The organism is Streptomyces sp. NPDC107521 (assembly GCF_055598485.1).
The window spans coordinates 16591-31786 of record NZ_JBVKAT010000033.1; the positions used below are offsets into that span (position 1 = coordinate 16591).

The following is a 15196-nucleotide window of genomic DNA, read 5'->3' on the forward strand; positions in this document are numbered from 1 at the left end:
GGAGCCCCGCCGCGTGTCCGCGCGGCGGGGCGCCCGGGCCCGGCACCGCCGACGCGGTGCCGGGCGGCGGGCCTATCCGTTCCGCCCCCGGGCCGGGAGCAGCGGCCACCGGTCGGTCAGCTTCATGGCCGCCTCGGTCATGGCCGGGTCCCGCGACTCCTCGGCCAGGCTGTTCAGATAGGCCGCCGCTGCCTCGTCGTACAGGGCCTGGACGGCGCGCACGCGTTCCTCCGTGGCGTGCCGGCGGTCCTCGCGCCGCGCGTCGGCGGTGCTCTGCACGGCGCGGGCCCGTTCGGTCGCGGCGACGCTCAGGTTCCGCTGCCGGACGAGGCGCTCCCGCCCCTCCACGGCCGTCCGGTAGGAGTCGAGGTAGGGGTGCTCCCGGAACAGGCCGAGCAGGAAGCCGATCCCGCCGGAGAGGATCAGCAGGGCGCAGAACATCGCGGTGACCGTGTGCGCCGTCAGGTCCAGCCGGTCCAGGAGGGTGGTGGCCGGGCCGGAGTCCGCTCCGGCGAAGCCGTCGCCGCCGCCCTCGGAGACCTCCTCGCCCTGGGTGACGAACTTGGTGCGCAGGACGCCGAACAGGACCGTCAGCACCACCCAGACCCCGAGCAGGGTGAGGGCGGGCAGCCAGGCGAGCCGGATGGCGCCGGTCCCGGCCCGCCAGCGCAGCAGCCGTCCGGCGAGGTGGGGCAGGAACACCATGACGACGGCGGCGGCCCCGGCCAGGGTGACGGTCTGGGCGTCGGCGCTCATGGTGCCGACCCCGTGGAAGGGCTGGAACGCGGCCCAGTAGATGGGTGCTTCGACCAGGATGAGCACCGCCAGCATGGCCCAGGACATCCAGGAGGGGATGCCCGGCCGCTTGGTCAGTCCCTCCCAGGCGCCGCTGCCGGAGGGCGGGTCCTGCCCGGCCGCCGTGTGCGGGTCGGTGCCGGGGGTCCGCCCGGGGGCGGCCGGCCCGGCGCCGGGCCCGTCGGCCGAGCGGGGGGCCTCGCCGGTGCGGGGCACCGCCTGGAGGCCGTCGGCCTCCTCCTCGTCGGGGACGGTGCGCGGCACCTGGGCGGGGACGGCGGGCGGCCCGCCGCCGGGTCCGGCGTCGCCGCGCGCCCCGGCCGGTCCCGTGGCCGGCCCCGTGGCCGCGGGGAAGGTCAGCCGCGCCCACTGGGACTCCAGCCGGACGCGGATCACGTCCCGGAAGCGGTTCCAGCGGTTGGTGCGGCGGGCGAGGATGTCCAGTTGCCGCCGGGCGGTGAGGATCTGCTCGTCCGTCTCCCGCAGCCGCTCGCTAAGGACGGCGGTCTCCGCCTCGTGCGTGGTGATCTCCACCCCCGCCCGGTCGTCGGCGAGCCGCTCGCGGGCCTCGATCTGGAGGGCCCGCGCGTTGATGCCGCCGACGACGCTGTCGCGTTCGGCGGCGAGCTGGGCGAGGTAGGGCGGGCGGTCCCCGTTCTGGAGCGTCCAGGGATCGAAGGCGCGCCGTTTGGCGGCCCGCTTCCCCGTCCGGCGCGCGGTCCTGATCAGTTCGGCCCGGTTCCGGTCCGCCGTCGCCGGTGCGGGCGGGGCGGCGGGCGGGACGACGGGGCGCGGTGCCCCCTGGCCCCGGTCGCCGCGCCGGGGGGACGGCAGGTTCAGCCGGTTCCGCCGCTGGCGGCGGGGCTCATTCGTACCGGTTGTCGACATCGGCCTTGGCCCTCCCTTCGAGCGCGTCGGTCCAGAACGCCTTGAAGTCCCGGTAGGCGCTGGGCCGGTCGCCGTACTTCATGCCGAAGCCGACGGTGTAGACGGTCATGCCCTTGATGGCGGGCAGTCCGCGGCCCTCCACCAGGGAGTCGATGGCCTCCTTCCGGGTGGCCTCGCCGGTCAGGTCCGTCCGGCCGAGCCGGAACTCGGGGTCGGACTGGTCGAAGTCGCTGATGACGAGGAGCTTGGCGGCGGGGCCGTCGGAGGGCATGGCGGAGCCGATGCGGTCCAGGGCGCCCCACACGTCGGAGCCGGGGCGTTCCTTGCGGGCGCACCGGAGCTCCTTCATCGCCTCTTCGGAGGCCCGCAGCCGGGCCCTGCGCCGTTGGGCCTCCTGGTCCGTGGTCGCGTCGTGCGAGGGGTCCAGGTCGATCCGGCCCACCTTGCAGGAGGAGATCTGGGATGTGTAGGTGATGGGCGCGAAGTCGACGGTGGAGCACTCCTGTTCCTTGAGGAACGGCAGCAGTTCGCTCTTGAGCTTGGCCTCGGCGTTGAAGCCGTCCTTCGTCGCGTCGCCCGATCCCGAGCCGTCGATGACGACTCCGCACGGGGTGTCGAACGCCTTCGGCTGTTCGGAGCAGGCGGCCAGTCCGGCGAGTACGGCGGCCGTGGATATGAGGGCGAGCAGCCGCCCCGCGCGTGGGCCGCGGGGGCCGGGAAATGCCGAGGTGCGCACAGTGACCTTCCTTGGGTGCACGGAATGGGGGGAGTTCATCCCCGGCCGCCCGTCGTCCGTCCCGCGCCGCCGCGGGTGTGCTGGCTGTCGAGGATGGCGAGGGCCTGGGCGACGGCCGCCGGGTCCGGTGCGCCGGCCGGGCCGCGGCCCGCGTACCAGCGGTCGGAGAGCAGGCCGTCGTCGACGCGGTGCCAGGTGGTGTCGAGCCGGGTGCGGCCCGGCAGCCAGCCCGTGGGGCGCCGTTCGGGCAGCTCGTGGGAGCGCCGGGCCTCGGTCCAGACGGCGTCCCAGTAGCAGGTGAGCAGGTGGTTGGCGGCGTCGACGACGCCCTGGGCGCGCGAGCGGCAGACGGCGGCGGCGTTGCGCCAGTCGGCGACCGTCCCGGCGTAGCGGGCGAGCGCGGCCGGGGCCGGCTCCCCGCGCACGGTGTACTGGGTGACGACCCGTACGGATTCGGCGTGGATGCGGACGGTCAGCGCGCGGTTGCCGTGCAGCATCCGGGCGCGCAGCCGGGTGGTGTCGTGCTCGGCGCGGGCCCGTATCCCCAGCACGTACGGGGGCAGCCCGGCCGTGCCGGAGGGGTCCCCCGCGTCCAGGGCCTCGCCCAGTACGTCGAGGAGTCCCGCGGCGTCCCTTCTGCCGTGGGCGCGGGCCAGTCGCGTGGAGACGAAGCCGGTCCGTAATCGGCGGACGGAACCGCCCGTACGGCTTGAGGTGATCATCGGAGTCAACCCCCATTCCACCGCGCTGCTCCGCGTGTATCACGGCGCGGTGACGGAGAGAGTAGCGGAAAGGGAAGGGCGCGGAGTGGGTGAATCGTGAGGGGATTTACTCCTTCCGAAGGGTCTCCGGAAGACAACCGGATTCCGCCCGGTATCCGCCCGGGAATTGCGTCCGAAGCGATTGCGGACGGCATCCGCGGGCCGACATACTCCCCGTCAGCGCCGAAAGGGGGGAGCCGTCATGGAGGTCCGGATCAGCGGGACGCACTACCCGCTGGAGACGCTCGGGCCGGGCCCGCGCCTCGGTGTCTGGTTCCAGGGCTGCACGCTGGCCTGCCCGGGGTGCATGTCCCGTCACACCTGGGACGGGCGGGGCGGCGGAGCCCGGTCCGTCGCCGATGTGCTGGAGTCGTGGAACGACGCGCTGGCGGCGGGCGCGCGGGGGCTGACGGTCAGCGGCGGTGAGCCGCTCCAGCAGCCCGAGGCGCTCGCGGCCCTGCTCTCCGGCGCGGCCGGGCTGCGCGACGCGTGGGCCCGCGGGACGGGCGGCACGGGGCGGGGTGCCGGACCGCAAGCCGTTCTGCGGGAAGGGGAGTTGGCGGCGGACCGGGCGGCGGAGCCGGACGGCGCGGGCGATCCCGTCACGGCCCGGGGGCCGGGGCCGGGGTCCACGACGGCACCGACACCACCGGCGTCACCGACCCGGTCATCGGCGTCCGCGTCCGCCCCGGACCCCTCACCGGAGGCGGCCGGGACCCCGGAAGAAGCCGGGAGCGCGGAGGAGCGCGGGACACCGGAAGAGGGCGGGACACCGGCGGGGAACGGGCGGTCGCGGGCGGTGTCCGGGCCGGGCGGTACCGGCTCCCGGGCGGATCTGCTGGTGTACACGGGGTACGAGCCGGAGGAGCTGACCGCCCCCCAGTTGGCGGCCCTGGAGCACGCCGACGCCGTGGTGACCGGGCGGTTCCGGGTGGCGGAGCCGACACCGCTGGTCTGGCGGGGCTCCGCCAACCAGCGGCTCCGGCCGCTGACCCCGCTGGGCGCCGTCCGCTACGCCCCCCATCTGCGCCGGGCGGCGACGGGCCGCCGGTTGCAGCCGGTGACGGTGCCGGGGCCCGGCGGGAGGACCGCGCTGCGGCTGTACGGGGTGCCGCTGCGCGGGGAACTGGCGGCTGCGGAGCGGGCGTTGCGCGGGGCGGGGGTGTCGCTCAGGGATGCGAGTTGGCGGCCCTGACGGCGTCGGTGTGCTGCGGCCGGGTCGTCACGATGATCACCGACCAGGTGGTGTCCTCGCGCAGTTCCCGCCGGACGGCCCACAGCAGCCAGCGGGCCGCGGTCACGACGGGCAGCCCGCCCCGGCCGGCGCCCAGCAGGGGGAAGCAGAGGGTGGTCATGGGCAGGGACAGCGCGGCCCGTTCGGAGCGGGCCAGGGCGAAGGACGCCTGGACGGCCTCGGCCAGTACGGCGGGTGCGACGTGGTAGCGGTCGCCGTCTCCCACGGGGGTGGAGACGGCGGCGTGGTGGATGCGCCGCACGCCGTGCGCGCCGAGGGCGCCCGGGGAGGTGGGGACGACCGTCCCGGGGCGCACCGGCAGCCCGGGGCGGCCGTGGGCGCGCAGCCAGGTGCGCAGTTCGCGGGGCAGGACGTCGTCGACGATCTCCCCGGCGGCGTTGCGCACGGCCGCCGAGCGGCGCAGCGCGGCCGAGACGGTGGGCCGGAAGATCTTGGACATCTCCAGGTAGACGTTCTCCGGGGAGACCAGGATGTCCGCGTCCCGGACGAGTTCGATGGGGCAGGTGCGCACGCTGATGCGGGCGGCGACGTGCGGGGGGACCGGGGGCCCGGACGGCGGGTCGGGCGGCGGGGCGGCGGCATCCGTCACGGGCGGGCGCCGTCCCGCGGGCGCCGGTTCGCCGGTGCCGTCCGGGACGGCCGCCTCCCGGGCCACGGCGAGGGCGGCGGAGGCCAGTTCGGCGAAGATCTCGCTCTCGTGGCTGCGGCGGAACCGCTCGGTGCTCACCCCGTAGACGGCGGCGGCGGCCTTCCTGCGGTCGGCGGCGGGCACCCCCCGGCGGTCCGTGAAGAGGCCGAAGGTGTGGGCGGCGGCGCGGGCCAGCGGATCGCCGTCCCGCTCGTCGCGGAGCGGTCCGCCGCCCGCGAGGCGGCGCGCGGCGGTGGCCAGCAGCCTTTCGACGCCCTCCAGTTCGTCGTCGTCACCGGCGCACAGTCCGGCCGCCTCGGCGGTCCGGCGCAGCGCGTCCCGGGCGCAGTGGCGCAGCCGGGGCAGGCCCGGCCGCCGGAGTCCGCGCAGTTCCTCGACGAGTTCGGTGTGCGGGGGCAGGGAACGCATGTCCAGCATCGTAATGCGCGGGACCTGCGGGGAGAGCGGTCCGGGAATCGTCCCGCCGGGTCGTCGCCGGGTCCGTGCGGGGTTTCCCGGAACTCCTCATGTCCCGCGAATGCCTTGGGTATTCTCGGGTCCCTTCCTTCCCTCAGGACGTTCCCGTCCCGGAAGTCGGCTCCATGGAAGGCCGGACGATGACGGATTTCATCTCCCCCTCGGACGGCGGCTTCACCGACGCGCGGACGGTCGAGACCCGCCCGGTGCTCGGCGACGTACCGCCCGCGCTGGCGGACCGGTTCGTGCTGGTGAGGGTGGTCCGGGCGGCCGAGCGGCCGGGCCGGGCCGCGGTGCTGCGGGTGCGGCGGGCGGGGCCGGGGGCGTCGGAGGTGCCGCTGGTGCTGAAGTACTACCACCGGCTGCACGCACCGGACCCGGCGGTGGCGCCGGTGCTGGAGGAGGCCGGGGCCGGGAGCGGGCACCTGGAGCGGCTGCTGGAGTCGGGGCTCGCCGACGGCCACCCCTACCAGGTGTTCCGTTCGCACGGCGAGACGGATCTGCGGGCCCATCTGGACGCGAACCCGGGCCGGATGCCTGCGGCGGCGGTGCGCGAGGTGGCACGGCAGCTGCACGAGGCGGTGTCGGTGCTGCACCGGCACGAGCTGGTGCACCGGGACATCACCCCGGACAACGTGATGGTCGAGAGCCTGCGCGGGGACGAACTGCGGCTGGTCCTGGTCGACTTCGGCGCCGCCCAGTACCGGCCGGACGAGGACGACGGCCCGGTGCGGCCCTGGCGGGGCAAGCCCCGCTACCTGGCGCCCGAGGCCGGGCCGCTGCTCCAGACCGTCTCCCCGGAGGCCGACTGGTGGTCGGTGGGCATGATCCTGGCCGAACTGGCCCTGGGCGAGCACCCGGTGGACTTCTTCAGCGACGCCGCCGTGCTCGCGGAGATCGCCACCCACGACCCGGACGTGAGCGGCGTCCGGGACAGCCGGTTGCGGCGGCTCTGCGAGGGGCTGCTGACCCGCCGCCCGGAGGAGCGCTGGGGTGCCGGGGAGGTCGGCGCGTGGCTGGAGGGGCGGTCCCCGGAGGTCGGCCGCCGGCTGATGGGCGGGCGGGCACCGGAGGAGCCTTCGGGGATCGCGCCGTTCAGCTTCCTCGACGAGCGGTTCACCGAGCCGGAGCACCTGGCCCAGGCCCTGGACCACTACCCGGTGAAGGCGGCCCGGCTGCTGGCGGACGCCGGGGGCAGGGCCGGACTGGCCCAGTGGCTGGGCCAGTTCGGGTCGGCGGGCCGGCACAGCGCCGGGGAGCTGGAGGAACTCGCGGAGCTGCGGGCGGGGCTGGCGGAGGTGCCGGACCCGGCGGCCGTGGTGCGGCTGATCACCTGGCTCGGCCCCTACCGGGACGCGTCGCTGTGGCGGATACCGCTGAGCCCGGAGGGCGTCCGGGAGCTGGGCGCGGCGGTGCGGCGCGGCGATGTGGAGGCGTCCCGTCTCGTGGAGCACCTGTGGCGGACGCCCGCGATCCTGACCGAGCTGGCCCGGCGTCCGCGCGGCGAGGGGCTGGAGGAGGTGCGCGAGCGGTGGACGGCGCTCTGCTCGCGCTGGACGCATCTGGTCGACGAGGTGCGCCGGTCCCCGGGCATCGCCCGCCTCGACCGGGTGCGGGGGGCGCTGCGGACGACCACGGCCGTGCGGGCGCGGCTGCTGGTGCTGGCCCGCGAACCGGAGCGGGCGGCGCGGGCGCTGGCCGCGGAGACCGGGCGGACGGCAGCGGCGCTGGCCGCCCCCGTGCCCTGGTTCGAGCGGCTGCTGCTGGCCGGGCGGGACGATCCGCTGCGGCTGCTGGTGGCGTCGCTGCTGGTCGAACAGGCGGTCGCGGAGGCCGACGCGCGGCACCGCAGGGCGACGGAGGAGGAGATCGAGCGGCTGATGGACGAGGACACCGACGGGGTGATCGCGGTGCTGCGGCGGATGGACCTGCCGCCCACCCTCTCCTGGGCCCTGGTCGGGGCCACCGTCGTCATCGCGCCCTGGTGCTTCGTCATCGCCCTGGCCGATGTGCTGGACCGGGCCTCGCAGGAGGCCGTGGTCACCGCCTGGATGCAGATCACCCCGGCCGCGGCGGCGGTGTTCGCGGCGGAGCTGCTGACCGCCGTGTACATCGGGCCCCCGGCCTACCATCCGCGCCGGTCGCTGGCCGGGCTGCTGATCCGCTCCTCCGAGCGGCCCGCCCGGCTGACGCTGTCGCGGCGGCTCACCCTGCTGCTGGGCGCGGCCGTGCTGGTGGGGCTGGTGCTGCTGGGGTTCGTGGCGCTGACGTACGCCCCGTGGGTGTGGCCGCTGGCCGGGGTGGCTGCGGTGACCGGCTGGAGCGGGCGCCGCTGCTACGTCTGGCGACGGGAGCGACGGGCGAGGGCGGCCCGTCTGGCGGGGGTGAGAGCACGACGGATCGCTCCCCGGCAGGTCTGAACGGCCGTGACCGACGACCTGGCGGAGACGGAGGCGGCCCGGAGGGGCCCGGCGGAACGGGCCCGGCGGCGGCCCGGCGGACCCCGGTGGACCGCCGAGGCGGGGATGGCCGCCGAATCCCGCCGGACCGCAGGACCGGCGACCGGCGAACCGGTCCACCGACGGACCACCTCGTCGGAATCCGGACCCACCGCCGGACCGGCGGACGCGGCGGCGGCCCGGCAGCCGGACAGTCCGGCAGATCCCGCCGGACCGCGAAGCGGGCGACCCGACGAGCCGGTCCACCGGAATCCGGGCCCACCACCGGACCGGCCGACCGGGTGTCCGGCCCACCACCGACCCCGCCGACCGGATGTCCGGCCCACCACCGACCCGGCGGGCAGAAGCCCGACCCGCCGGACCCCGGCGGGGAACGGCCGGGGCGCACCACCGGCCCGGCCTGGCGGAAACCCGGTCCGCCACCGGTCGGACGGACCAGCGGCGAACCGGGGGCCCGGCCGACCGGCGGAGAACCGGCCAGGACCACCGGGACCCTGCGGAGAACCGGGCAGGACCACCGCGCCCCGACGGGGGACCGGCCCGACCACCACCGGTGGGTCGGACCGGCGGGAGGCCGGGCCCGCCCCACCGGGCCCCGGCGGGGGAACGACCGGGCGCACCACCGGCCCGGCACATCGGTCACCGACCGCCGACCCGGCACATCGGTCACCGACCGCCGACCACCGGCCCGGCGGACCGGTCACCGACCACCGGCCCGGCACACCGGCGCCCCCCCGGGAGGCACCCGCACGGCAACGCCGGCGACGGCACCGCGCCGGAGCCACCCGCGGGGGGCCCGGCGCAAGAGCGCCCCGCGAGGGACGCCCGGCAGGAGAACGCCCGGCAGGGAAGGCCCCCGGCGGAGGCGGAGAGCACGAGGAGTACGGAACATGAGCGCAGGAATGGCCTTGCCGACCTTCGATCTGGTGATGCCCGCCGTGGGCTACCCGGCACCGCTGTCGGCGGCCGACGTGTACCAGGCGCCCCACGCCGGGAGCGCCCAGCTCGGTGACGCCCTGGGCCAGGCGTCCTCGCACGTGTCCGACGCCGCGGGCCAGGCGTCCGCCCATCTGTCCGACGCCGTGGGACACGCCCTGCACCAGGCGGGCGACGCCGCGCTCGGCGCCCTCGGGACGCTCAGCGGAGCCCTGTTCGTGGGCCGGGCCGCGATGCTCACCACCCGGGTGCTGGCCACCGCCGCGGTCCGGGCCGCCGAGGAGCAGCGCTGCCTGGAGCGGCGGGAGGAGGTCTCCGCCGCCGCGGCCGAGCAGTGGCAGGCGGCGGCCTACGCGGTGGCGCGGGCCAACGCCCGGCGCGGGGCGCTGCTCGCCCGGTGCGCCCGGTCCGGCGGGACCCTGCCCGGCGGCGGAGGGCCGCCGCGCCCCGACCTGCCCCCGCCGCTGGACCCGGTCGGCCTGGAGCTGGGCGGGGTGCGGGCCCGGCTGGCCCGGCTGGAGGCGGCCCTCGCGCGGGCCGAGGAACGGCAGACCGCCTGGGAGGTGGAGCGGCTGACCTCGGTGCTGGAGGAGTCGGGTGACGACGACGCGGCGTGGCGGCGCCTGCTGGGCGGCCACCGGGAGACCATGCTGCGCCGCCACCTGGCGACCCGTACCGCCGAGGCGGAGCGGGACGGCGCCGGGCCGGAGGAGGTGCCCAGGGCGGCGCCGGGGACGGACGCCGACGCGGAGGCCGTACGGCGGCTGGGGGCCGGCATCCTGGCCGGGCTCGACCCGGGGGCGGCCCACGCCACCGCGGAACTGGCGGCGGCCTCGGTGAGCCGGGCCGCGCAGCACGCCGGGAGCAACCCCCACCGCAGCCGGCGGCACCTCAACGAGGCGCGCAAGCTGGTGCAGGACGCCAACCGCACGGCACGCGGGCGGCGCGCCGACGAGGAGTGGGCCGCGGCCCAGCTGGAGTTCCTGTCGCTGCGGGCGCCCGGGGGCGCGGAGCCGCTGCCCGGGGCGCCGGACGCGGTGGAACCGCTGGTCCGGGTGCTGGAGCGGGGCGGACGGCTGGAGGCCGGGGAACGGCGTCTGGTCGAGCGGCGGGTCGCCGAGCGGCTGTCCCTGCTGGAGGCGCTGTACCTCCGGACGCAGTGCGCCCGGGTGATCGCGGAGCTGTCCGAGCGGTACGGCGGCCCGGCCGACGCCACCCGGCCGGAGGGCCAGGAGCTGCGGGTGGACTGGACGCCGGACGGCTGGGGCCCCGGGCACTGGCTGCGGATGAGCGTGACCGGCGGGGCCCTGCGGGTGGCCACCATGTACCGGGGCGGTCCGGGCGAACGCGGCCCCGGGCAGCGGGAGCTGGACGACCTGCGGTGCGCCGAGACCCGGGAGCGGCTCGGTGAGATCACGGCCCTGGCAGCGGAGCTGGGGATCGGCATGGACTTCCGGATCGAACAGGCCGAGGGGGCCCGGCCGGGCCTGCCCGGCGAGGACGGCGCGGTGGTGCTGGACGGGCCGGACCTGGCGGCGGAGCGCGGGACGGACGGCACGCTCGCCGACGAGGAGCGGCGCTCCTCCCGGCGCGAGCCCGCACCTGCCCCCAGGCACCGCACCGTGGGCGACGACCGCCGCTGAGAACGCCGCGGGGACCACCGCGCGGGGAGGGACACATGGAGCTGGACAAGCAGCGCACGGCACGTCCGGAGGCGGACCGCCGTCCGGAGCACGGAGCGGGCGCGGAACGGGCGCGGGAGGAGGAGCGCGGCGGGGAGCACGGCCCCGAACCGGCGGCGCGCTTCCCGCTGTTCATGGAGGAGCTGGCGGGCACGCTGAGCGTGCACGCGCAGTACGTCCTGCACGGCAACTTCCGGGACCTGCACCTGGTCCGCATCCGCGACCGCGACCATCCGCTGGAGCTGCTGGAGGTGCTGTGGAACCGGCTGCTGCCGCTCGGGTACCAGGCGCTGCTCCTGTGCGACCAGGTGCGGGGCGTGCAGGTGATGCAGGCCGACGAGTCGGTGCGGGAAGCGGTGCTGACCCTGCTGGAGACGATGACCTTCCCGGGCGCCAACGCCTCTCAACTGGCACACACCATGCGGCAGTTGCGGGACATCACGTCCGGCTGGGAGGAGCGGCGCGGCGCGGTCCGCTCGGACCGGACGCTGCCGCCGCTGCGGGTGGCCCTGGTGATCGACCACGCCTCGCGGCTGGTCGGGGACGTGGCCCGGCTGACGCCCGAGGAGCGCGACTTCTTCCTCTCCTGCCTCCAGCTCGCCGCCGAGGCGAAGCCGGTGCAGGCGCCGCCGGTCCCCGGCGGGGAGGCACAGCCCGCCCTCTTCAACCCGGTGATCTGGCTCGCCGACGGCGAACGCGACCTGCCCACCTGGCTGTTGACCGGCAGTGAGCGCATCCGCACCGTCGCGGTGCCCGAGCCGGACGCCGACGAGCGGCACCGCATGGCACGGGTGCTGCGGCGCCGCTACGTGCGGGCGGTGCCGTCCGCGCGGCGGACGCCGGAGCGGGAGGCGGCGGAGGCCGTCACCGCCTTCGCCCGCACCGCCACGGGGATGAGCCTGACGGCGATGCGGGAGAGCCTGCGGCTGGCGCTGGCCCGGCGCATCCCGTTCGAGGCCATGCCGGACGCCGTCCGCGTCTACCGGCTCGGGGTGGAGAAGAACCCGTGGAGCCGGGACGAGGTGCGGCAGCGGATCGTCGACGGGGAGGACCCGGCCAACCCGCTGTCCATCCCGCGCCGGGTGCTCGGCCAGGAGGCGGCCGTGGCGATGACGCTGGACATCCTGAAGCGGGCCGCGCTGGGCCTGTCCGGCGCGCAGGCCACCAGCCCCGGCCACCGGCCGCGCGGCGTGCTGTTCTTCGCCGGGCCGACGGGCACCGGCAAGACGGAGCTGGCGAAGGCGGTGGCGTCGGTGCTGTTCGACAGCGACCAGGCGTACCTGCGCTTCGACATGAGCGAGTTCTCGGCGTCGCACTCCGCCGACCGGCTGGTGGGGGCCCCGCCGGGCTACGTGGGGTACGAGGCGGGCGGCGAACTCACCACGGCAGTGCGGGAGAACCCGTTCCGGGTGATCCTCTTCGACGAGATCGAGAAGGCCGACAAGGGCGTGCTGGACAAGTTCCTCCAGGTGCTGGAGGACGGGCGGCTCACCGACGGTCAGGGCGTCACCACGTACTTCAGCGAGTGCGTGCTGATCTTCACCTCCAACCTCGGGGTGCAGCGCACCGATCCGCGGACCCAGGAGTGGCAGCCGCTGGTGTTCCCGGACACGCCGTACCCGGAGTTGCAGGAGAAGGTCCTGCGGAACATCAAGGAGCACTTCGAGCGGGTCGTGGGGCGTCCGGAGCTGATGAACCGGCTCGGCGGGAACGTGGTGGTCTTCGGCTTCATCTCCACCGAGATCGCCGAGCGGATCTTCGACCTCCAGGTGGGCAACATCCAGCGGCAGCTGGCCGAGGGGCACGGGATCTCCCTGGAGCTGACGGAGGAGGCCCGCGAGGTGCTGCTCGCGCACTGCACGAAGGACCCGTGGAAGGGCGGCCGGGGCATCGGGATGGTCCTGGAGACGCACCTCGTCAACCCGCTGGCCCGGGCGCTGTTCGGGGCACCGCACCTGCCGCCGGGCGCGGTGGCGGTGGTCTCCGACGTCACCCAGGACGCGTCCGGCCGGGTGGAGATCGAGGTGGGCTTCGCGCCCGGCACCGCCCCGGGGAGCGGAGCGCCGTGACCCGCTCCGACGACGCCCGCCCCGGCCCGGACGCGGCCCCGCACCGGCCCCCGGACGGGGACGCGGACGGGGACGCGGACCGGGACGCGGACGGTCACCCGGACCGGGACGCGGGCCCCGACGGCCGCATGGACCACGGCGACTCCCCCGCACCCGGGCACGCACACGGCCACGGCCGGAACGCCCCCACGTGGACCCCGGACGCCCGGGGTCCGGCCCCCCACGCCCAGGGCCCGGACGTCCAGGGCCCGGACGTCCACGGCGCGGCCCCGCACGCCGGCGGTCCGAAGACCCACGGTCCGGGCGTCGACGGTCCGGACGCCCACGGACACGGTCCCGACGAGGAACACGAGGAGGAGTACGACGATGACGACGAGGACGACGGTCTCGTCCGCTTCGCCTCGGCCAGCCCCCTGCGTCCCGGCCCCGCGGCCCCCGCCGCACGGCCTCCCGCGCGTCCGGTTTCGCCGCCCCGGCCGGACCCCGCGCCGCTCACGCGCTGCCCCCGGTGCCGCGCCCCGCTCCCCCGGGCGGTCCTCACCTGCCCGGCCTGCCTCTCCCCCGTCACCGCCGCCCCGGAACCCGGCGCGGGCGCCGCCCTCCGCCTGGTGTTCCGGGGCGCCGGCCACCACCTGGACGTGGTGCCCGGCGGGGAGCTGCGCCTCGGGCGGGACGCGGAGTGGGCGCCGGAGGCCGCCGCGCTGCTCGCCGGGGAGACCAGCGTGTCCGGGCGGCACGCCAGCGTCGCCCACGCCGAGGACGGCTCCGCCACGGTCACGGAGGTCCCGCAGGGCGCCACCAACGGCGTGCGCGTCAACGACCGGGTGCTGGTGCCGGGCCGGCCGGAGCCCCTCCACGACGGCGACACCGTCTGGCTGGGCCCCCGGGTGAGCCTCACCGCCCGCGCCCCGGGCGGGCCGGGGCCGGGCGGCGGTCGGACGCTCAGACCTCCGCGGTCTCGTCCGCAGGCAGGCTGTCCATGAAGGAGCTGACGGAGAAGACCGCGCGCCCGGCGCCCGGCTCGCCGTAGCCGGGGGGCGAGGCGAGGCCGAAGTCGTCCATGGTCTGCCGGTACGCCTGGAGCAGCCGGATGTGGTATTCCAGCGGCGCGCCCTGCGGGTTGGCCTTGCCGAGCGGGGTGGTCGGCTCGGGGCACCACGTGGTGAACCGGGGCGTGATGCCGTGCGACATGAAGAAGCGCAGCCCCTCGGTGGTGGACTCGATCGCCTCGTCGACGCTGGTGAAGCCGAACGGCTCGGCCATCTCCACCCCGGCCACGAAGTTCGGGATCACGTTGCGGGCGCCGAAGATCTCGGCGGAGTCGAGGATGCGCCGGTGCCACTCGTCGCGGCCGACGTAGCGCTCCTTGCCGGGGCAGTACAGCTCGAACAGGCGCCGGTCCCACACCTCGAAGTTGGGGTGGTAGATCTGCACCCCGTAGTCCTTGAAGCGCTGCACGTCGTCCTTGGGCAGCGCCTGGGCGACGACCTTGCCGATCCAGCGGCCGGGGAAGTGCTCCTCGATGGCCTTGGCGTAGCGGCCGTAGAAGTCGGCCTCGTCGCGTCCGCCGACGGTCTTGGTGATGGCGCCGCCGGTGAGGGTGTAGGCGGTGGACGCCTTCTGGGTGTCGTACCGGTCGATGATCTCCAGGGCCTCCAGCACCTCGTCGACGTCCTTGACGCCGGTGTAGGGGCGGCCCGCGGCCTTGTGCTGGCGCCAGTTGTGATTGATGTCGCAGTACTGGCACTCCTCCTTGGCGCCGAAGTACTGGCAGACGCGGAAGACCGTCAGGTAGATCAGGTAGCCCCACTGGATGGTGGGGGCGACCTCCATCACCGACTTCCCGTTGGACAGGGTGTGCCGGTAGTACTCGGGCATCGGCGGCACGCCCACGTCGGAGATCCGCCTGCCGTCGAGGTAGAGGCCGAGCATGCCGTGCTCGTCGGCGGCGACCCGGTACGGCGAGGCGGGGTTCACCCGCACGGAGACCACGGTGCGGCGCAGCTCGTAGGGGCCGCCGGTGAGGATGATCTCCTCCGGCGGGCGGCGCAGCGCGGCCTCGCCCAGCTCCGGCAGGGTGCCGTGGTCGAAGGAGAAGATGAAGTAGGACTTCGGCTTGACCTCGCCGCCCTCGTTGTCGCTCAGGGCCGACGGGTCGAAGGCCACCCCGCCGCGGAGCAGGTCCTCCTTGATGACGGCCTCCCGCGGTACGTGCGGAAAGCGCTCCATCAGATCCTCGACCAGCGCGGTGCGGCTGCCCATCCCGTTGTCTCCTCACGGCTGACTCGCTCGGCTTCTCACGGTATGCCCCCGCCGCCGGACCGGTCCGGCCGGGGCCCCTCCGGCGCGCCCGGCGGGTCGCGCGGGGGGGGGCCGGGCGTGGGCGGCGGGCCCGTGGTCCCCGTCCGCCCCGCCGCAGCCTCCCGTACCCCTCCCGGGGCTCCCCCACGCTCACCCGTCGCCCCGCGTCCCGCCCCGCGCCCCGCGTGCCCGGCGCGGACCGGCCGCGG

The 15196-nt window shown here is 76.2% G+C and carries 10 protein-coding genes; 5 read left to right on the forward strand and 5 right to left on the reverse strand.

Translation table 11 applies throughout. The annotated features are described in order from the left end of the window. Positions 1 to 72: 72 nt before the first annotated feature. The 3 genes from ACZ7LB_RS30880 to ACZ7LB_RS30890 are packed head-to-tail and all read right to left on the reverse strand — an operon-like array spanning position 73 to position 3141. The gene (locus tag ACZ7LB_RS30880) at positions 73 to 1683 is read right to left on the reverse strand and encodes a hypothetical protein (RefSeq protein WP_471472834.1); all 1611 of its coding nucleotides are present in this window, start codon (positions 1681 to 1683) and stop codon (positions 73 to 75) included. After that, positions 1661 to 2419 (reverse strand): hypothetical protein, encoded by a 759-nt coding sequence (locus ACZ7LB_RS30885; protein ID WP_471472836.1) that lies wholly within the window; start codon positions 2417 to 2419, stop codon positions 1661 to 1663. Before ACZ7LB_RS30885 ends, ACZ7LB_RS30880 begins: the two co-directional genes overlap by 23 nt. Positions 2420 to 2454: 35 nt before the next feature. Next, positions 2455 to 3141, reverse strand: a complete 687-nt coding sequence (locus tag ACZ7LB_RS30890) for a hypothetical protein (RefSeq protein ID WP_471472838.1) — start codon at positions 3139 to 3141, stop codon at positions 2455 to 2457. A 241-nt stretch (positions 3142 to 3382) separates the two neighbouring features. Here ACZ7LB_RS30890 and ACZ7LB_RS30895 point away from each other — a divergent pair, with 241 nt between their 5' ends. Beyond that, positions 3383 to 4375, forward strand: coding sequence for a 4Fe-4S cluster-binding domain-containing protein (locus ACZ7LB_RS30895; protein ID WP_471472840.1), 993 nt, complete (start codon positions 3383 to 3385; stop codon positions 4373 to 4375). Here the strand turns inward: ACZ7LB_RS30895 and ACZ7LB_RS30900 are convergent. After that, positions 4350 to 5492 carry a macro domain-containing protein gene (locus tag ACZ7LB_RS30900; protein WP_471472842.1) on the reverse strand — a complete coding sequence of 381 codons (1143 nt, stop codon included), beginning with the start codon at positions 5490 to 5492 and terminating at the stop codon, positions 4350 to 4352. The two genes, ACZ7LB_RS30895 and ACZ7LB_RS30900, sit on opposite strands and share 26 nt — an antisense overlap. Before the next feature lie 188 nt (positions 5493 to 5680). Between ACZ7LB_RS30900 and ACZ7LB_RS30905 the strand changes: the two genes are divergently transcribed. The 4 genes from ACZ7LB_RS30905 (at position 5681) to ACZ7LB_RS30920 (ending at position 13669) form a co-directional block, all read left to right on the forward strand. Then, positions 5681 to 7960 (forward strand): serine/threonine protein kinase, encoded by a 2280-nt coding sequence (locus ACZ7LB_RS30905; protein ID WP_471472844.1) that lies wholly within the window; start codon positions 5681 to 5683, stop codon positions 7958 to 7960. 929 nt (positions 7961 to 8889) lie between these two features. After that, on the forward strand, positions 8890 to 10578 hold the full coding sequence (locus ACZ7LB_RS30910) for a hypothetical protein (RefSeq protein ID WP_471472846.1): 1689 nt from the start codon (positions 8890 to 8892) through the stop codon (positions 10576 to 10578). 35 nt (positions 10579 to 10613) lie between these two features. Then, positions 10614 to 12686: an AAA family ATPase gene (locus ACZ7LB_RS30915; RefSeq protein WP_471472848.1), complete on the forward strand. Its 2073-nt coding sequence runs from the start codon at positions 10614 to 10616 to the stop codon at positions 12684 to 12686. Next, positions 12683 to 13669 (forward strand): FHA domain-containing protein, encoded by a 987-nt coding sequence (locus tag ACZ7LB_RS30920; RefSeq protein WP_471472850.1) that lies wholly within the window; start codon positions 12683 to 12685, stop codon positions 13667 to 13669. Before ACZ7LB_RS30915 ends, ACZ7LB_RS30920 begins: the two co-directional genes overlap by 4 nt. Here the strand turns inward: ACZ7LB_RS30920 and ACZ7LB_RS30925 are convergent. Continuing rightward, entirely contained in the window at positions 13629 to 14948 is a 1320-nt protein-coding gene (locus ACZ7LB_RS30925) for a radical SAM protein (protein ID WP_471472852.1), read from the reverse strand. The genes ACZ7LB_RS30920 and ACZ7LB_RS30925 overlap by 41 nt on opposite strands. Positions 14949 to 15196: the final 248 nt, after the last annotated feature.